The 19,933-nt window shown below is 41.2% G+C and carries 19 protein-coding genes; 1 reads left to right on the forward strand and 18 read right to left on the reverse strand.

Annotated features, from left to right (window positions below; translation table 11 throughout):
* Nucleotide 1: 1 nt before the first annotated feature.
* Together DX933_RS06940 and DX933_RS06945 are read right to left on the reverse strand one after the other, a co-directional pair.
* A complete protein-coding gene (locus tag DX933_RS06940) occupies nt 2-1,450 on the reverse strand; it encodes a bifunctional methyltransferase/pyrophosphohydrolase YabN (protein ID WP_123315748.1) in 1,449 nt (482 codons plus the stop codon).
* A complete protein-coding gene (locus tag DX933_RS06945; RefSeq protein ID WP_123315749.1) occupies nt 1,447-3,042 on the reverse strand; it encodes a putative polysaccharide biosynthesis protein in 1,596 nt (531 codons plus the stop codon). The genes DX933_RS06940 and DX933_RS06945 overlap by 4 nt, the downstream gene beginning before the upstream one ends.
* A 188-nt stretch (nt 3,043-3,230) precedes the next feature.
* Here DX933_RS06945 and DX933_RS06950 point away from each other — a divergent pair, with 188 nt between their 5' ends.
* On the forward strand, nt 3,231-4,208 hold the full coding sequence (locus tag DX933_RS06950) for a proline dehydrogenase family protein (protein ID WP_123315750.1): 978 nt from the start codon (nt 3,231-3,233) through the stop codon (nt 4,206-4,208).
* Nucleotides 4,209-4,319: 111 nt separating this feature from the next.
* Here DX933_RS06950 and spoVT read toward each other — a convergent pair whose 3' ends face one another.
* The 16 genes from spoVT to rnmV all read right to left on the reverse strand — a co-directional run bounded on the left by spoVT (nt 4,320) and on the right by rnmV (nt 19,911).
* The gene (gene spoVT, locus DX933_RS06955; RefSeq protein ID WP_123315751.1) at nt 4,320-4,853 is read right to left on the reverse strand and encodes a stage V sporulation protein T; all 534 of its coding nucleotides are present in this window, start codon (nt 4,851-4,853) and stop codon (nt 4,320-4,322) included.
* Nucleotides 4,854-5,110: 257 nt separating this feature from the next.
* Nucleotides 5,111-8,638: a transcription-repair coupling factor gene (gene mfd / locus DX933_RS06960; protein WP_123315752.1), complete on the reverse strand. Its 3,528-nt coding sequence runs from the start codon at nt 8,636-8,638 to the stop codon at nt 5,111-5,113.
* Between the two features lie 286 nt (nt 8,639-8,924).
* Complete coding sequence (locus DX933_RS06965) at nt 8,925-9,155, reverse strand: anti-sigma-F factor Fin family protein (RefSeq protein ID WP_123315753.1); 231 nt, start codon at nt 9,153-9,155, stop codon at nt 8,925-8,927.
* A gap of 145 nt (nt 9,156-9,300) precedes the next feature.
* Entirely contained in the window at nt 9,301-9,858 is a 558-nt protein-coding gene (gene pth, locus DX933_RS06970; RefSeq protein ID WP_123315754.1) for an aminoacyl-tRNA hydrolase, read from the reverse strand.
* 161 nt (nt 9,859-10,019) lie between these two features.
* Nucleotides 10,020-10,652, reverse strand: a complete 633-nt coding sequence (locus DX933_RS06975; protein ID WP_123315755.1) for a 50S ribosomal protein L25/general stress protein Ctc — start codon at nt 10,650-10,652, stop codon at nt 10,020-10,022.
* Between the two features lie 113 nt (nt 10,653-10,765).
* The gene (locus DX933_RS06980) at nt 10,766-11,719 is read right to left on the reverse strand and encodes a ribose-phosphate diphosphokinase (RefSeq protein WP_123315756.1); all 954 of its coding nucleotides are present in this window, start codon (nt 11,717-11,719) and stop codon (nt 10,766-10,768) included.
* Between the two features lie 21 nt (nt 11,720-11,740).
* Entirely contained in the window at nt 11,741-13,114 is a 1,374-nt protein-coding gene (gene glmU / locus DX933_RS06985) for a bifunctional UDP-N-acetylglucosamine diphosphorylase/glucosamine-1-phosphate N-acetyltransferase GlmU (protein WP_123315757.1), read from the reverse strand.
* Nucleotides 13,115-13,322: 208 nt separating this feature from the next.
* Nucleotides 13,323-13,619: a septation regulator SpoVG gene (gene spoVG / locus DX933_RS06990; protein WP_123315758.1), complete on the reverse strand. Its 297-nt coding sequence runs from the start codon at nt 13,617-13,619 to the stop codon at nt 13,323-13,325.
* A 236-nt stretch (nt 13,620-13,855) separates the two neighbouring features.
* Nucleotides 13,856-14,668, reverse strand: a complete 813-nt coding sequence (gene purR, locus DX933_RS06995) for a pur operon repressor (protein ID WP_123315759.1) — start codon at nt 14,666-14,668, stop codon at nt 13,856-13,858.
* 66 nt (nt 14,669-14,734) lie between these two features.
* Nucleotides 14,735-15,586 carry a 4-(cytidine 5'-diphospho)-2-C-methyl-D-erythritol kinase gene (gene ispE, locus DX933_RS07000; RefSeq protein WP_123315760.1) on the reverse strand — a complete coding sequence of 284 codons (852 nt, stop codon included), beginning with the start codon at nt 15,584-15,586 and terminating at the stop codon, nt 14,735-14,737.
* Nucleotides 15,587-15,745: 159 nt separating this feature from the next.
* The gene (locus DX933_RS07005; protein ID WP_123315761.1) at nt 15,746-15,928 is read right to left on the reverse strand and encodes a small, acid-soluble spore protein, alpha/beta type; all 183 of its coding nucleotides are present in this window, start codon (nt 15,926-15,928) and stop codon (nt 15,746-15,748) included.
* 107 nt (nt 15,929-16,035) lie between these two features.
* Nucleotides 16,036-16,386, reverse strand: a complete 351-nt coding sequence (locus DX933_RS07010; protein ID WP_123315762.1) for an SCP2 sterol-binding domain-containing protein — start codon at nt 16,384-16,386, stop codon at nt 16,036-16,038.
* A gap of 83 nt (nt 16,387-16,469) precedes the next feature.
* The gene (gene veg / locus DX933_RS07015; RefSeq protein ID WP_123315763.1) at nt 16,470-16,733 is read right to left on the reverse strand and encodes a biofilm formation stimulator Veg; all 264 of its coding nucleotides are present in this window, start codon (nt 16,731-16,733) and stop codon (nt 16,470-16,472) included.
* Nucleotides 16,734-17,104: 371 nt separating this feature from the next.
* Entirely contained in the window at nt 17,105-18,004 is a 900-nt protein-coding gene (gene yabG / locus DX933_RS07020) for a sporulation peptidase YabG (RefSeq protein ID WP_123315764.1), read from the reverse strand.
* A 460-nt stretch (nt 18,005-18,464) separates the two neighbouring features.
* Entirely contained in the window at nt 18,465-19,352 is an 888-nt protein-coding gene (gene rsmA / locus DX933_RS07025) for a 16S rRNA (adenine(1518)-N(6)/adenine(1519)-N(6))-dimethyltransferase RsmA (protein ID WP_123315765.1), read from the reverse strand.
* Nucleotides 19,339-19,911: a ribonuclease M5 gene (rnmV, locus tag DX933_RS07030; RefSeq protein WP_190279439.1), complete on the reverse strand. Its 573-nt coding sequence runs from the start codon at nt 19,909-19,911 to the stop codon at nt 19,339-19,341. The genes rsmA and rnmV overlap by 14 nt, the downstream gene beginning before the upstream one ends.
* Between the last annotated feature and the right edge of the window lie 22 nt (nt 19,912-19,933).

Genomic DNA, 19,933 nt, shown 5'->3' on the forward strand with positions numbered 1-19,933 from the left:
ATTACTCCCTTTCCTTTGCTTGATCCCAATAATAATCCATTTCTTCAAGTGTTGTATCCTTTAATGCCTTCCCCTGTGAAGCCAATGCATTTTCTATATACGTAAACCGATGGATAAATTTCCGGTTGGCAGTCTCTAATGCCACCTCTGGATGAATCTGATAGAACCGCGCTAGATTAGCTAAAACAAACAAAACATCGCCGAGCTCTTCTTCTATTTCTGTCTGATTGCCTTGATGAATGGCAGCTTTTACCTCATTCATTTCCTCATCCAGCTTCGCCCAAATATCTGCAGGGTCTTCCCAGTTAAAACCCACCTTTGCCGCTTTTGCTTGTAGCTTATAAGCCTTGGCTAATGCTGGTAATGGCTTAGGAACTCCCGACAAAACAGACCTTCTCGCATCCCCTTTTTCTTCCTGCTTCAACCTATCCCAATGTTGAATCACTTCATCCGCAGAATCAGCTGTACCATTTGAAAAAACATGTGGGTGCCGATGAATCATCTTCTCTACAATCGAGCGAATGACATCATCAATCGTAAAATAACCATTATCTTCCCCGATTTGACTATGGAGCATCACTTGAAGCAATACATCTCCAAGCTCTTCGATTATGCCATCATCATCTTCTTGATCAATCGCTTCAAGAAGCTCATATACTTCTTCTATTGCATACTCTCTTAATGATTCATGGGTTTGCTTCTTATCCCATGGACAACCATTTGGTCCGCGAAGCTCGGCAATAATCTCTTTTAGTCTGGCAAACGTGTGGTTCTGCATATTTTTAGGTGCTGGTGGGACATACACACTCCGTAAATTATCAACGGTTATATCATGATCCAGCTCTTCTAAAGCGACCCAGCGAACAGCTTCTTCAGCCGTACCAACTGCAGTTACAATCGCCACTTGATAATCAGCTGGTAAATCCTCCAATAAAGTGAGCTTCACCTCTGAGGCAATGAATGCATCATAAACCTGGCAAAACACCAGATGCTGACGATACATGAGCTCACTCCGTACGAAGGAATTTCCATCCACAAATTGAAAACCCTCAATAGGATCGATCCGAAGCGCTGTAAATAGCGCATCCAAATAACTATGCCCACCGGCTAGTTCGACTACTGCATCCTCTCGCTCTAACAATAGCTGCACCGTTTTTTCCGCTAGCATCGGATGTCCTGGCACAGCATACACTATCCTTCGCAGCTTGGCACGCTCCACCAAATCATTAACGATGTGCTCATAAACATCTGCAAAATCATCATGGGACTCATAGGTTTCATCATAGGAATGGAAAACAACCCCTTCCTCCTGCAGTGCAGTAATAACAGGATGCTCCAATGTCCGCACACATACCGTTTCTGTTATCGCCTTCAACTTCCGATAGATACCAAGAGGGAGCTGCTCCAGCGTACCCGCCCCAAGACCAATCACTTCTATTGGATAAGTCATTTTCGATCATCCTTTCTAATCAACCCAATAAATTTTGATGCAAATGGAACCATTCCAAGCTCCTTCTCTGTAAATGCATGACAACGAATTAATATCACAAGATAGATCAATGCACCAGTGCCTGCCAAAAATAGGACCTCACCCAAAAGCAACGGACGAGACAGACTTGTAATTTCCGGCAATAGTTTTTTTATCACAAAAATATAAACCGTCATACCAGCACTTGCCAACAGACTTGCTCGCCAATGGATCGAACGAAGGAATCGCAAGCCCGGCAGCTTTCGCTTTAATTCATACAGCACGACAAGCGCTAAGAGCATCAAACTAAGAATGGTCGCAAAGGCACCGCCCATCATGCCCCAAATAGGAATAAACAGTTGGTTAGCAATCCATTTCACAAAGAAAGCCCCAAGAATAAAGCCGGCAGTTCGTTTTACAAATCCCAGCCCTTGTAAGATGGACGCAGCAGTAATCGCCAATGGACTAAGAATCATGGATAACACAAGTACCCGCAAAGCTTGCGTTCCATGCGTGTCCTGAAATAATAACAGATTTGTTTCAGGAAAAATTAAAATTAAACCAAGTCCTGCCCCGAGTGACAAGTAAAAGCTAAAGGATAGCGCTCGCGCGATAGAATCATCCACTGGTTTTTTGCCACCATCTGGACGTTTCGCGGAAATACTTGGTACGAGCGCTAAAGCAAATGCAGATCCAAGTACGGTTCCCATTTGAATGAGCGGCTGTCCCCGATCAAAAATCCCCTTCGTCCGCATGGCATCAAGTGGCGTCATACCATGTTTGATTAAACTAGGCACAAACGTAAAAGTATCCGCGAATTGAATAATTAATAGAACCATATGATTTAACGAAGCCACCATGCCAAAAATAATGATCGTCCGCAAATAATATTGCCAAGGAACTTCCGCATCCGAACGACTTGTTTGATTATTTTTCGCACGAAGCATATACCAGCCAAGCAACAGGGTAGCCATCAACAACCCGGCCATTGAGGCTAATCCAGCCGCTTGTCCAATGCGGTGAATATTTACTCCTGTACGATAGACATAGACCGCCGCCGCAATAATAATCGCTACCCGAACGAGCTGTTCTCCTACCTGAGATACAGCTGTCGGTTTCATTTCCTGACTTCCCTGGAAACTTCCCCGCCACAAAGCAACCAATGGAATAAATAAAAAAACAAATGCTGCTACTCGATATCCGGATACCAGCTTCACATCACCAACAAGTAAAGCAAGTGAATGAGCATTTAATAATAAAAAGATAAAAAAACAACCTGCAATACCAAACATTAAAAACAAGATGGGGATGTGGAAATTCCTTCCCGATAAACCGATTCCCTCCTGCCTCCGCTCTGCTGCAAGCTTGGAAATAGCCGTTGGAAAACCATATAAAGCCAATACAGAAGCAATCCCCAGAATCGGATATACTTGCTGGTAGGCATAAAACCCAACATCACCTGTTAAATTCTGTAAAGGTATTCGATACCCCGCACTTAACAGCTTACTAATCACACCCGCTAAGGTAAGCAGAAGTGCACCTTTTACTAATTTATTTGTTTCATTTCCATCCATAAAAGACGTCCTTTTATATGCGATTTTTCATCCTATTATAGCACAGAATAAAATCGATTCGATATTGACAGCAGCATGCGTCGTTATAAAATAATGCGCTTCATCGAGGTCATTAAACGAAGTAAATTATTTTAGAAAGTGATATAATGAACAAGTATAAAGATTAGATATGTTTGGGGGTAACGCGAATGGACTTCGCCAAGAATTTTTTCATATCACTGTCAGAAAATAAGATGCTCAATACTGCAGCACAAAAGTGGGGCTTAAAGCTCGGTGCACAGTCTGTTGTTGCTGGAACGAACGTCGAAGAGATGATTGCCAGTGTAAAGGATTTAAATAGACAAGGCATCTCAGCAACCATTGATAACTTAGGGGAATTTGTTTTTGACAAAGCCGAGGCAACTGCGGCGAAGGAACAAATCCTGCAAGTGATTGAGGCAATCCACGCTCATGAGGTTGATGCACATATATCCTTGAAGCCTACACAAATTGGCCTGGATATCGACTACGATTTCTGTAAGGAAAACCTGCGTGAAATTGTAGAAAAAGCAAGCGCATACGATATCTTCATCAATATTGATATGGAGGATTACGGACATTTGCAACCATCGTTCGACTTAATTGACGAACTTGCCAAAGACCATGATCATATTGGTACCGTTATCCAATCCTATTTTTATCGGGCAAGTGATGATATAAAAAAATATAAAAATTACCGCCTCCGCATTGTAAAAGGCGCTTATAGGGAATCAGAAGAAGTTGCTTATCAAGACAAGAAGGATATTGATCGTCATTTTATTGAATTGATCGAATATCATCTGCTACATGGCAAATTCACGTCCATTGCAACACATGACCATGAGATTATCAACCACGTAAAACAATTCGTTAAAGATAATCAAATTTCAAAAGACAGCTTTGAATTCCAAATGCTTTATGGTTTCCGCAAAGACTTACAGCTTGAACTGGCAAAGGAAGGCTATCGCTTCTGTACCTATGTACCTTTTGGCACAGATTGGTATGGCTATTTCATGCGCCGACTTGCTGAGCGTCCACAAAATCTAAATCTAGTCGTCAAACAAACTTTTAATAAAAAAACCAATACCATGCTTGCCATCGGCCTCGGTGCCTTTATCCTAGGCAGATGGAGCAAAAGAAAAAAATAACTGAAACAATAAAATCGACGAAGCACCTGAATGCCGCGTCGATTTTTTTATTTGTTCCATAGCGAGAGCCATCCTAGCGTCATGCACGATGGAACGGCTCCGAATACTTTATTATTCCATTTGTTTTCCGAGGAAAATAGCAGCCGTTTCCACCGCTTTCTCCTCTGCACTACCTATCTTTCCTTCGTTAGAAAATACAACGACACAACCAATCGGATCTCCATTGGCAATGATAGCCTGTACACAATATCCATCCACTGCTTCCAGCTTTCCTTGAATAAACTCCAATTCTTTGGACTCGGTCTCCAAATGATGTGCACGATTTTCTATTGTATTTTCTATTTCGGTTGAAATGCTTTTTTTCAAATAATCTTTTTTAGATTTACCTGCAACCGCGATTACCTCGTCTCTATCACAAATAATTACCGGGTGCTGCAAAGAATCAAATAATGCCTCGGCATATTCAGTTGCAAAATTGCCCAATTCACTAATTGGTGAATACTTTTTTAAAATGACTTCTCCCTCTCGATCAATGAAAATTTCGAGTGGATCTCCTTCACGAATTCGCAGCGTTCTTCTAATTTCTTTAGGAATTACAACCCTTCCCAAATCATCAATTCGTCGTACGATTCCTGTTGCCTTCACAATGATGAAGCCTCACTTTCCTACGATGATTTTATCGATGTCCGAAAACCATTTGTCTTACCTGCTATAGCCAAGCTTTTACAACAGCAAATAAAATTCAAACAGCCAACTCATTTAACACATGCGGTAAAACAAACAACCCAAATTTCTGTCGTTACAAATCAACAGCTTTATTATCTCGGGTATGGACACCGGCTGTGTTTGTTTAGTATAAATCATCCTGTAGGAACTATACATGAAATTCCAATTTTACCAACTTAGCCAACTTGGCGATTGACCGTATTTAACTTTTCGATAAATCCTTGTACTGTTTCATACCGGGAAAATGCTGTTTCTTTGGAAAATTGGAATGTAGCCTTCAGCTTAGACTGCTCGGTTCCCAGCAAAACATGGCGTCCATAGGCATTCGCCAATTCGAATAGCTTTGCACCATCCACCTGCTGGCTACGGTCCGCTTCCAATAATATTTCTATCTTATTGCCTCTTTCTGTAACCGTTTCTACCCGTTCTTTTTTCGCAGCTATTTTTAACGTTGTCACTTCAAATAAATGTGCAACCTCTTCCGGATAATCACCAAACCGGTCTACCAATTCCTCCTGTAACTCCATCACATCTTGCACTTCCGTAATTGCCTGGAATTGTTTATACATATCGATTTTCTGCTTTTCATCCGGAATATAATCCTCCGGTATATAGGCATCTACAGCTAATGCTAACTCCGGTTCAAAAGGCATTATTTCTGTTAATTCTTTTCCTTCTTTTCTAGCATCAATTGCATCCTTCAGCATTTGTGAATACATATCAAAACCAACAGAATCAATAAACCCATGTTGCTGTGCACCGAGTAAATTTCCAGCACCACGAATCGATAAATCACGCATCGCAATTTTAAAGCCTGAGCCCAACTCAGTAAACTCCTTGATGGCCTGCAATCTTTTTTCAGCTATTTCAGTTAGCACTTTATCCTTTTGGTAAGTGAAATAGGCATAGGCGACACGATTGGAACGCCCTACCCGTCCGCGTAATTGATAAAGTTGACTCAATCCCATCCGGTCCGCATGAGAAACAATCAACGTATTCACATTAGGAATATCAACACCTGTTTCAATGATAGTCGTACTGACAAGCACATCAAATTCACCTTCCAAAAATCCGAAGATGACATTTTCCAACTCCGTTTCATTCATCTGCCCATGTGCAATGGCAATTTTGGCATTTGGAACGAGCATGCCTATGTCACGTGCAACCCGATCAATATTTTCTACACGGTTATAAAGGAAGAACACTTGCCCTCCCCGTGCCATTTCCCGTTCTATCGCCTCACGTACAAGGATTGGGTTGTATTCCAATACATACGTCTGAATGGGGAACCGGTTTTCCGGTGGTGTCTCAATAACAGATAGATCTCGAACTCCGAGCATCGACATATGCAACGTCCGCGGAATCGGAGTAGCCGTTAAGGTTAGTACATCCACATTGGTTTTCAACTGTTTAATTTTTTCTTTATGCTTTACGCCAAAACGCTGCTCCTCATCGACAATCAATAGCCCCAAATCCTTAAATTGCACGTCTTTGGACAATAATCGATGGGTTCCAATTACAATATCTACTAACCCTTTACGTAGCCCGTCAATGGTTTCCTTCTGTTGCTTCTTCGTTCGGAAACGACTTAACAAGCCGACAGAAACTGGCTGATCCTGGAAGCGTTCCAGAATCGTTTCATAATGCTGTTGGGCAAGAATCGTTGTTGGAACAAGGAGTGCAACCTGTTTCCCGTCCGCAACCGCCTTAAAAGCTGCGCGAATGGCTACTTCTGTTTTTCCATAGCCTACATCTCCACACAACAAGCGATCCATCGGGCGCTCTTTTTGCATATCCTGTTTAATTTCCTCGATACAACGAAGCTGATCATCTGTTTCCTGATATGGAAAAGCAGCATCAAATTCTTTTTGCAGCTCTGTATCCTCACTAAAAGCGAATCCTTTACGTGCTTCACGTTCGGCATAGAGCTTGATCAAGTCATCCGCAATATCCTCTACAGAAGACTGCACCTTACGTTTTACCTTGGCCCATTCCGAACCACCCAGTTTATATAGCCGTGGCTCCTTACCTTCTGAACCGACAAACTTTTGCACGAGATCAATTTGATCAATTGGAACAAATAGCTTATCATCACCGGAATACTTAATCAGCATATAATCCTGGTGTTTCTCGTTGACTACAAGGGTCTCGATTCCAACATACTTTCCGATCCCGTGATTCACATGCACAACGTAATCACCGATTTTAAGCTCTTGATAATTCTTAATCCGCTCCGCATTGGATAGCTTCTGCTGCCTGCGAGGACGTTTTGTTTTCTTCTTAAACAACTCATTTTCCGTAATAATAGCGAGCTTATGCATCGGCAGCTCAATACCTGTTTGAAAGGTACCTACCGCAACTGTAGGGCGCTCCAACGGTAATGACAGCTGATCAGCCACATCAAATTCCATATCATAGTCTGCTAAAATAGACTGTACCTTTGTTGCACGAGCTTCATTTGGAACAAAAACGATGACAGATGTATCGCTTTTTTCCCAACGGGTTAACTCATTTTTAAATAAAGGCATTTGTCCATGAAATTCCTGCATGGCACGAGATGAAAAATTAATAATATTTTGGGGCTGGGTATTTGGAATATGCCGTAAAAACACAGACATATAAATACGCTGATGTTTCATTCCATCCCAAAGTGTTTGCCAATCAAATGAAAAATGACTTCCCTGAACCATTTGATTAGATTCCAATAAACTGCTATACCACTCCGCCTCTTCCACATCCAAATGCTGAGCTGTTTCCTGCAGACGGCTCATTTCATCCAAAACGACAATCCCGTTCTTTGGTAGATAATCTAATAAACTAGCAGGCTGCTCATAGAAAAAGCCAATATACTTATACAATTCCTTAAAGGAAGCCTGTTCATTCCATTTAGCAAGGTCATGTTCAATCACTTCGGCTAGGGCTTGTTTCGCTTCACTTACCTTCATTTTTTTCAACGTCTGCGCCAAAGCCGTTTCTAAACGTTGAGAACCCTTTACACGATCCTCTGGTGTCAATAGTAGTTCTGTAGCTGGTCCAATCATCAATTCCTCAACCTGATCAAGCGATCGCTGTGTTTCCGCATCAAAAAATCGAATCGAATCGACCTCATCATCAAATAATTCTATACGAACGGGAAACTTCTCCGTAATCGGATAAATATCAATAATACCACCACGTCGGCTAAATTCACCTGGTGTTGTTACCATGGACGCATGCTCATAGCCCATTTCAACAAGCGAAGTTAAATAACTATCCAGCTGGATGGATTCTCCTGTTTTCAATGGGAGCTGATATTTACTCCAATAGCTCGGAGGGGGGAGCATCCGTTTCACCGCAGCAACTGGAGCAATTAAAATACCGGATTGCTGGTCCGTCCAATTCATTAATGCTTCCATACGCTGACTCTTTAACTCAGGACTTGCTACAGCGATATCGGAGGCAATTAGCTCATTCACAGGATAAAGATGGACATGCTCCTCACCAATAATAGCTGCCAAATCATCATGCAGCTGCTGAGCTTGAACCAACTGATAGGTCAATAGCAAAATTGGCCGGTTAGCAGATTCATGGATTACAGAAACGAGCAGGCTTCTGGATACGCCAGATAATCCAGCGGCAAGCTGCTCCTTCATCCCCGAATCAATCCCATTTACGATGGATTGAACATCTTCTTTTGATTGTAAATAACCTAATATGCCTTTCATTTTGAATCCTCCATATGTATAAAATGCTCGTAGCTCTGTAAGCTTACCCGCATATCGATTTAAAAAACGTATGTCCAGCCTGCTGCTAATTGGCTTGTCAATGAAGACTTATCAGAACAGACTGGCCTTATACAGTTCAAGCAAGCCCAAAAATGCTTTGGCCACTATAGCCAAAGCCTGTCAATCCTCGTTCTGGGACATGGATAGCAACAGACAGATGGCATATGTTGTCATTTGACTAGACTTGCCCAAGCACTTGCAAGGTCTGTCGCTATGTGTGTGTATGTTATTGTATGAAAAAATCCAGCTCATGATACTGCGGATATGCCCCTAGTGATTCCTGACAATTTTCACAAATCACTTGTAGATGGATTTCCCCATTTTCTTGATACTGAATCATTTCCTGCTTATCTTCTGGCGTTAATCGATCCCAGCCAAGTGCAGATACATCTACTTCCTGCTGTTTTAACTCACCAATGATATGCCCACAATGCCTGCATTTATAAATAATAGACATGCAGAAGAATCCTCCTCGGATATGTTAACCCTCCATCTATTGGCCGTTACCGATGGCGTATTACCATATTCACAACCGATAGAGTTGCGCTGTTACTATTAAAAAGCATACCCGAATCGCCTATATTTATACACGGTATCCCACATCACTGATTATATTCATTCATAACTTCTAGGAACGGTTTGTCTAGCCATGTTTCACAAGCATCTGCAGCCTTTTTAATACTTTCAATGACGGCAGGCTGCTCATCCTTTGGAAAATTCCCAAGCACGTAATCAACGACAGGAATCGGCGTGTCTGGTCGACCAATCCCAATCCGCAATCGTTTGAAATCTTTTCCGACATGGGCAATTGTTGATTTAATACCATTATGCCCACCATGTCCGCCCTTTTGCCGCAAGCGAATTTTTCCAGTTGGTAAATCTAAATCATCGTACACAACGAGTACGTCAGCAATATCTATTTGATAAAAATCCATTAAAGGACGAATCGATTCCCCAGATAAGTTCATATAAGTCTGAGGCTGCAGCAAAATAACCTTTTCGCCATTTAAATGCTCCATCGCAAACTGTCCGTTAAATTTCTTTTTATCCAAATTCCAGCCATGACGAAAAGCCAATTCCTCAATGACCATAAATCCGATATTATGCCGTGTTTGACGATATTTTCTTCCTGGATTTCCTAACCCAACAATACATTTCATTGAACTCTTCCTTTGCATGAATTAGTATGCAGACGGCTTAAACAAATATGCCATTTTTCCATTTTTTCATAAAAAGCGGATAAAACAACAATCCCTCCTTTACGTAAAATCCTACGTTACAAAAGGAGGGTTAATGCTGTCAAGCTGATTCATCAGCCATATTATTCTTCGTCTTCATCCTCAGCGCCAACGAGTTCAGGCTCAGCCTGTGCATCTTCCTCAGAAGCAGGCTCAAGCTCTTCTTCTGTTGGTGCAAGTACGGTTGCAACAGTTGTATCTGCTTCTTCCAAGATTTCGTAAGCTGCAGCTTTAGGTAAATCTGCAACTGTAATGACATCACCAATGTTCAATTCAGCAACATCAACTGCAATTTCATCTGGAATATCATTTGGCTTCGCACGTACGACAACCTCGAATAATGGCTGCTGTAAGATTCCGCCTTCCTTAGCGCCAACAGGCTCTCCATCCAAACGAACTGCAACAGAAACATCCATCTCTTCTTTCATATCAACAATATAAAAGTCTACATGAACAAGATCATTTTTCACGGCATCCATCTGGTAATCATGCAGCATTACCTCGACTGGTTTACCGCCTTCCACATCTAATGTAATGATGGCGTTTCTACCTTCATCACGAACTGTTTTTAATAAATCAACACTATTTACCGCAATCGTTTGTGTATCCTTTTCTTTACCATATACAACTGCTGGTACATTACCTTCAAAACGTAATGCCTTCGTTGCAGAACCTCTTAAATCTTCACGTTTAACTGCCTTTAATTTAATAGCCATATTTATTCATCCTCCAATTATAATTCCAGTCCATGTATTACATGTTAACCGTTTTTTATCTAAATGAAACCTTGTCCATCTGCATTTCGCTTTCAAATGCACTTTCAAAGCAATCAATCAAATAATATACTAACGGATTGCATTTCGTGAACACGAATAATCGCCTCTCCAATTAATGGAGCAACTGATAATGGGGTAATTTTATCTATTTTCTTTTCCTCTGGTAGCGGAATTGTATTTGTAATGACTAATTCCTTAATTTTCGAAGCTTGAATTCGTTCCATTGCTGGTCCAGAAAGAACTGGATGGGTACAGCATGCATAAACTTCCTTTGCCCCATTCTCTATCAATGCATTAGCAGCAAGTGTTATCGTACCCGCTGTATCAATGATATCATCAATTAGGATCGCTGTTTTCCCTTCAATATTACCAACAATATTCATTACTTCAGCAACATTTGGGCGTGGTCTTCTTTTATCAATAATACCAATTGGTGCCTTCAAGCGGTCAGCCATACGACGTGCACGTGTCACACCACCATGGTCTGGGGATACGACAACTAAATCGTCCAGCTGCATCTTTTTGAAGTAATCCGAAAGAATCGGCACACCTTGCAAGTGATCAATTGGCATATCAAAGAAACCTTGAATCTGCGGAGCGTGTAGATCCAATGTAATGGCTCGAGTTGCTCCTGCTGTTTCCAATAAGTTCGCCACAAGCTTTGCAGTAATTGGTTCTCTTGCACGTGCTTTTCGATCCTGACGAGCATATCCGAAGTATGGAATAACAATATTAATGGACTTCGCTGAAGCGCGCTTTAGCGCATCAATCATAATAAGTAATTCCATAATATGTTTGTTGACTGGTGAACAAGTTGATTGTACCACATAAACGTCACAACCTCTAATGCTCTCCTCAATGTTAATCTGGATTTCGCCATCGCTGAATTCGGAAACTGAACATTTACCAAGTGTCGTTCCGATATGACTAGCAATTTCTTCTGCCAGTGCCTGATTTGAATTCAAAGAAAATACTTTCAAAGATGAATCTTTGTAAGTGGATGCCATTAGAAAAACCCTCCGCTAATCTTATAGTCTATTCTTTATTTTCGTTGCATAGCCTTCTTTATTTGACTGTCTACCACGCGCTACTGCCAATGCATCATCTGGCACATCCTTCGTGATAGTTGAGCCCGCCGCAACATAGGAACCTTTTCCGATAGTGACTGGTGCGATTAAATTAGAATTGCATCCTACAAATGCATCATCCTCAATCGTTGTTAAAAATTTATTTTTTCCATCATAGTTCACTGTTATTGTACCACAACCGACATTCACATTGCTCCCCACATCTGCGTCCCCTATGTAGCTTAAGTGGGAAACCTTGCTATTTTCACCGATAGTAGTCTTCTTTATTTCAACAAAGTTACCAATCTTCGCCTCATCATGAATGTCTGATGCCGGACGAATATGTGTATACGGACCAATGTTCACTCGCTTACCAATTTTACTATCTGCAGCAACACTATGGCGAATCGTTGTATACGCATCCACATAGCAATTGGTTATTTCACTATTTGGTCCAATCACTGCATTGGATTCAATGACGGTATCTCCCGAAATCACGCAGCCTGGATGAATGACAACATCCTGACCTATCACAACACCGGGTTGAATATACGTTTGGTCCGGATCAATAATGGTCACTCCATTACGCATATGCTGTTCGTTCACACGTTGTTTCATTATTTTTTCAGCCTGTGCTAATGCGACCCGATCGTTTACACCCAGTGTCTCGTTTGCATCAGGAATCAAAAAGGCGCTAACCTTTCTCGACTGATTCTTTAATATTTCAATCACATCTGTAAGGTAATATTCACCTTGTGCATTTTCATTAGATACATTTTGCAAAGCTTGGAAAAGCATTTCATTATCAAAGCAAAATGTTCCGGTATTGATTTCCTTCACACGCTTTTCTGACTCGGATGCATCCTTATGCTCTACAATTCGCTCTACATCTCCATCCGCATTACGGATGACGCGTCCATAACCGGTTGGGTCCGGCATCTCTGTCGTTAATACGGTAGCCTTGGATCCTTCACGCTCATGATGCTCCACAAGGGCAGCATAGGTTTCTTTCGTAATTAATGGCGTATCACCACAAACAACGACCGTCGTTCCTGATTTATTTTTCAGAATTTCTTCCGCTTGAACAACCGCATGACCTGTACCCAGCTGTTCCTCCTGAAGCGCATATTTACTTTCATCACCAATATTTTCTTTTACCTGCTCTGCACCGTGACCTACGATTGTTACGACTTCACGAATACCAGCAGCTTTCACTTGTTCTATTACGTGTTTTACCATGGGACGTCCCATAACCGGATGAAGCACCTTATACAGCTTTGACTTCATTCTGGTTCCTTGCCCCGCTGCCAAAATGACAGCAAAACGTTCCGACATGAGGAAACCTCCATTCTTTTATCCATTATAAAATATATCTTAAATAAGTTTTCATTTCAATATATAGGCAGCCTACTTATCTATTTTACCAAATTGTTGTCAAACATGGCATACAGATGATAAAGAAATGAAATATAACCACATTTTATGGCAAAAAAAAGAAGACTAATCCATAGAGAGATTAGGCTTCTTTGTATTCGATTCCATTTTAGGATGCGCCCGCTTCTTCAAAGGCTACATTTTCCTCTGCTTCACCGGCACGGCGATATTCTTCCAAAACAGCATCTTGAATTTTAGCACGTGTGTTGGAATTAATCGGATGCGCGATATCTCTGAATTCACCATCTGGCGTACGCTTCGATGGCATGGCAACAAACAGTCCATTATTACCATCGATGACACGAATATCATGAACAACAAATTCATCGTCCAATGTGATGGAGGCAATTGCCTTCATTCTTCCTTCCGTGTTGACTCGGCGTAATCTTACGTCGGTTACTTCCATGCTGATTCACCACCTTTATCCAATTGACTTACAGAACTAATTCAACAAAACTTTTAAAAGTCCTGCTAAAAATTTAAAAAAGTTTTATAATTTACAAATATATTTCATTTGGATGACACGACTGAATGTTGGAAGTCACATTTATGACGCTTGAAACATGCCTGGATATAAAAAAAGAAACCTTTTCACGAAAAAAGATTCCTTCATCCTCTACCCATCATTGCAACATTCTATTATTATTTTTGATAACTGCCTGGAATGACTTCTATTTGCTTCGTTTTCATATCTACATTTGATATTTTCACAAGTGATAGATAATCCTCTACCATTCGTTCGTCCTCTTCATCATCCGCTTCTGCCAGTACACCAATTGCCTTTACATTGGCCTGAAATTCTTCCAAAAGGCTAACCATACCGGAAATTGTGCCGCCTGCCTTCATAAAATCATCAATGACACAAACATTGGCGCCTTCCTTAAGGCTGCGCTTTGCCAATACCATGGACTGAATTTTACGTGACGACCCGGAAACATAATTGATACTTACAGAGGTTCCTTCTGTTACCTTGGGATCCCTACGTACCGTTACAACCGGCACCTCCAAGAAAGAGGCGACTGCATAAGCGAGTGGTATCCCTTTCGTTTCAACCGTAATAACCGCATCTAATTCCAAGTCGGAAAATTTCGAGGCAAATAGCCGACCAATATTTCGAATGGTGTTCGGTTCGCCGAGCAAATCACTCATATATAAATATCCTCCAGGTAAGACCCTGGCAGGATCCTCTAATCGCTTGCATAATGCTGCAATAAACTGCTCGCCATCCTTTTCTGGAACCTTTGGAATAAAGCTGACACCACCACTTGAACCTGCTACCCGATTTAAGTAACCCTGTCCGATTTGTCGAAACACTTCATCAACAATATCCAGATCCTCGCTAATGGAAGCTTTTCCAACTCCAAAACGCTTTGAAAAATAGGTAAGACTCTCTTGAATATTTGGATTTTCCAAAAAATAATTCGTTAAAGCGACCAATCGATGGCTTCTTTTCATTACTTCACCTCTAAAAACCGAATGATTGCTATAAATATAACATCAATATATGGTTTTAAGCAAGAACTAACCTAAAATACGTACCGCGTATACCTCATGACAAAAACCACGCATTCCATTATAAATCCGTTGTGCCTTGGACTCATGTTCCACTAGCCCGTAAATCGTTGGGCCGCTCCCACTCATTAACACACCATTTGCACCAGCATCACGCATCTTGTCCTTTATTCGTCCTACCTCGGGATGTAAAGCTAAGGTCACATGTTCCAGCACATTACCGATGGATTGACATAGCTTGGTAAAATCGTGAGCATGAAGTGACTCCATCAATCTTGCCGTGTTTGGATGAGTGAGTTGGTCTAATTCCAGCTGTTGAAAAATCGTTCTGGAAGATACACCAATATTCGGTTTCGCAAGTACAACCCAGCACGGAGGTGGTGTTGGCAAAGGCTCTATTCTCTCTCCGCGGCCAGTAACCATTGCGGTTTTTCCATAAATACAAAATGGAATATCTGAACCAATTGTCGCACCAAGTGAAGCGAGCTCATCCTCAGGGATTTCCAATGACCACATTCGGTTTAATCCCCTTAACACTGCTGCGGCATCTGTACTGCCACCGCCAAGCCCTGCAGATACCGGGATACTTTTTTCAATCCGAATATGGACTCCCTTCGTAATCCTATACGCTTTTTTCAGTGCATCTGCAGCCTTATATGCCAGATTCCGCTCATCATTCGGCACATAACGACTCCATAATGAAACTTTGATTTGGTCCTCTTCTAAAGCATATAGCTCTATCCGATCGGCCAAATCAATCGTCGTCATTACCATTTCTACATTGTGGTAGCCATCTGGGCGTTTATCCAGCACATCCAGTGATAAATTTATTTTTGCCGGAGCCTTTTCAAAACAAACCATCCCCGTCACCTACTTTTAAATGTACATAAATTGTATCATAATAAAAAAATGCAAGCGACTGCCAGCCAGTATCCGAAAATCACGGGAATCCGGTCTTTTTTTCAACAAAAAAGCCTGCAGAGAAGGGTGTATCTTCTCTGCAGGCTGTGGACGGTCCAATTATTGTCCGCCTTTTTGCTGCATGCTTTGCTCGGCTATTTCTATTGCACGTTTTACCATGTTTCCAGCATCCCTTGCCTTGATGCCTCCCCAGCCTTCCTGCTGCACCGTGTCGTAGAATCCTAACTCTTTTGCAATTTCTTCTTTCAACTGGTCCGACATAATTCCTCGACGTCTAGCCATGAAAGAACCTCCCCCTTCTGTCAAGCATTCTAACGACACGCTTAGTTTGCGCAGGGAGAATGGTTTTAACCTATGTTTACGTATGTAAAACTTGGCAGTATGAAGCATTAGCTGAAATCATATTGCTTTAAAATGCTCTCCAGCTTCAAACCAAGGCCAATACTTCCTTCTATTTTTAATTTCCCCGTCATAAATGCTGTCGTACTATTTAAATCGCCAATTAAAAATTTCCGAAAATACTTCTCTTTCATTTTTAATTTACACCCTGCCGTCTCAACGACCGTATCATGGACGGTGAAGCTCCCGTCTTTAAAAACAAGCTGGTAGGTGACATCTGCATCTGTGACGTGAAATTCATACACGGCTTCTAATGACTTATATGGTTCCGGATTACTTTTTAAGTTCTGTGCTATATCTGCTTTTAATTCCTCTAATGTTAGTTGATCGATTCTCCCCATTCACAATTCCCCTTTTTACACGTAATTTATAGAAAGCAATATCCTTAAATAATAAAAAAACAGAGTAGTAAACATGTTGTTTACTACTCTGCGATTGCTGCCTTGTTTCTGTCATCCATGAAGCTTAATTCAACTGATTCTGTCAGTACGTCCGCATAGCTGTATGAAACACGTTCGAATGCATTTTCGTCTTGATCCAATTCAACAACGAAGACAGAAGGGTACGTTTCTGCAAGTGTACCGGAACGCTCAATCGTTTTTCTTCTGCCACCATTGGCTTTCAACTTTAAACGTCTGCCAATACGACCTTCAAGACCTTGCTTAATTTCGAGTAATGTTTTTGCCACTAGACTCCACCTCACTATATACTACTATAACATATGCTTGTTTAACGGTCAAATAAAATCTATATTATAACAAGATATGTTTTTTGTTGTCAACAACTAAATTTCCGTTTTGTTATTATTATGTTAAATTGTTAATAAATTATGTAGATTATCACGTATTTAGCGTATGCTTGCCTAAATTTAGATGAAAAAAGGGCACATGTCCAAACAAAAGCGCAAGCACCCTTTAGACAAATAACGTGCCATCATGACCTGCATTTATGCAAATTATCCCTCCTAGGGCAATGCTTTTATGACGATTTTTTAAGAAAGGATGGATATTTATTTGGACGGGCATAAACATAATAATTGCTTTTCACACATCAACTCACTCAGACGGATTCCAAGCCTTCCTCGTCGTTTTCCTCCTGCTCATCCTCCTCTTCCAAATAAGGCATCCCTGTGCGGAGCAAACCTCTCGTTTCAATACCGCCTAATCCTTTTTCACCAGTCATCGTATTACGTAGCGCATCCCATACATTCAATTTTTCCATAAAAGGTGTATATGCAATTTTCGCAGCAATAAACACAGGATCCAGCGCATGAATGTTAACCCGTGACGGAGAACTGGCAAAATTTGCCCCAGCACGAATAAGTGATTCAAAATGAGACTGACAGGCACCCGCAAAAATGATTAATTGATCCAAATGTGGTACGACACGCCTCGCTTCACGCACCGTCTCCACAAAATATTTTGAATGGCGATAAGCACGCAAATCCTGCTTCGAACCTTTATGCTTTGAATACGAGTCATGCCCCGTTATAACAATGATCTCTGGCTGTATTCGTTCCAAAAGTTCCGTTATTTGAAATGGCATCTCCTTTTCATGTACATGTACACCATGCACTTGAAGCCCCATTCGCTGGTATAATTCAATGCATTTTTTTAAATAAACCGCATCACCATCCATATGGAGAACACGTGCGGGCAATTGAAAGTAAGCAGCATATTGATAGCCATCTGTTGACTGATGCTCTCGTTTATCCTTCATGAACTGATAATCCTGACGAAACAAGCGATACGAGAAGTCTTCCTTTTCCTTACCCGTCCTTCTCCTTTTTTCTAAATCTCTCTGCTCGACCCGACTTAAATCACTAATAGGTGCATCAGCAACCAATCTATAATCCTCACCATGTAGAATGGCATGATCCTGCTTCACGGATGCAACCCGAAACAACATATCATGCCGATACGAATGCCTTGTCACCAATTCACCGGTTCTAAAACTCATATATTCACCTCACAGCGCTAACAATCCATAAGCATTTACTTCTTCTTATCTATCCTATGTAGCCCTTTACCCAAAGGTGCCTATGCATGAATGGAATGTATCTCACCATAAGTAAAGCCTTATTAGACGTCATTTCGCGTTTTTCGCGAAATCACATACTTTAAAACGCTCTTAACTTACGCCATTTCAGAAAATACATGATTTCGAGTAACTTAACAGCCGTTTAACTTACGCCATTTTAGTTTTTTTGCGAAATGACATACTTTAATACGAAAAAAACAGATTGGAGTTCAAATGATCGAATCCAACCTGTTTTTCTATATCTTTTTATATTAATTCGGGATTATATTAGATGACCGTACTAATTCGCACACGTACATGAATTAACCTGTGCGTGGGTAGCACATACACACTACCCGCAAAAGATTCACATGGCACCTATTTAACGCAGCAATATGCGTTATGAGCTAAACTTCACATGGTCAAAGGCATTGGCTAGTATGGCAAATTCAGCGATGGTTAGTGATTCGCCTCGTCGTGTGCCATCAATACCCGCAGTCACTAATACTTCTGAAATTGTTTCTTTATCCAAATGGTTCTTGAAAAATACAGCAAGATTATTTCTGATTGTTTTTCTCCGTTGGGCAAAGCTCGCACGAACGATTCCAAAAAAGAAATCCTCATCCAAAACCTCAACAGGAGGCTCGCTTCTCTTCGTCAGCTTCAGAATACTGGAAATAACATTTGGTTGCGGCATAAAGACGCTTTTAGGAACGTCCATTACAATTTCTGCATGTGTATAATATTGAATGGCTATCGTTAATGAGCCGTAGCTTTTTGTTCCAGGCTCCGCCGCCATTCTTTCCGCTACTTCCTTTTGAATCATGACAACAATGCTTGTGACAGGCAGATTTTCCCGTAACAGCTTCATTAAAATCGGTGTGGTAATATAATATGGCAAATTCGCTACGACATGTAACGCCTGATCAGGTAAAAAATGCTTAGCAATCACTGCTTTGACATCCGCCTCCAAAATATCCTGATGCACTACAGTAACATTATGATATTCGCTTAACGTATCTTCCAGTATCGGTAATAACCTTTGATCAATCTCAAATGCGGTAACACGATCTGCATGAATAGCCAGCTGTTCTGTTAACGCACCAATACCCGGACCTACTTCAATGACACCAGCAGATGAATCAATTCCTGCATGGCGAATAATGTTTTCTAAAATATTTACATCGATAAGAAAATTTTGACCGAGACTCTTTTTAAACGTAAAACCATATTTGCGGAGAATCTCCATGGTGCGTGTTGGTGTTGCAATAAATTTATTCATCGCCATGCTTATCCTCCTCTTCAATCTGCTCCATCGCTTCTGCCAACTGCTCGTGCGTAATTTGAAAAGTTGTTAACCGCTTTAACAGCTGCTTTCCATTCGTATGACCGATTTGCAATAATTCACCTAAACGAGCCCGACGTGCGCGGGAGTCAGCACCGCCAATTAATCCATAACGAAGCAATTCACTTTTTTCAATCATACTTTCCTCCACATCCATCAGCTCATGTACATCCTTAAGCGCCTGACGAATAGCCTCAACAGAAGCATGTTCAATTCCTAAGCTCTTTCCCTCTGGATGCTTTGCCCTGGCCCGGTCCTGTGTCAAAAATGCGTGCTTGCAGCCTGGCACCGCTTGGTCAATAATATGTCTAATTCGCTCACCTGGATAATCCGGATCCGTAAAAATGATAACACCGCGCTTATCCATCGCATGTTGAATTTGCTCAATCGTGCGTTGATTGATTGCAGAGCCATTCGTTTCAATCGTATCCGCATCAACTGCATGACGGATTTTTGTTGTATCATCACGACCCTCTACAACAATAAATTCTTTAATCTTCACCAAAAATTCCTCTTTTCCAAAG

It is taken from the genome of Ornithinibacillus gellani (assembly GCF_003730295.1).
In the GTDB taxonomy this organism is placed as follows: domain Bacteria; phylum Bacillota; class Bacilli; order Bacillales; family Amphibacillaceae; genus Ornithinibacillus_A; species Ornithinibacillus_A gellani.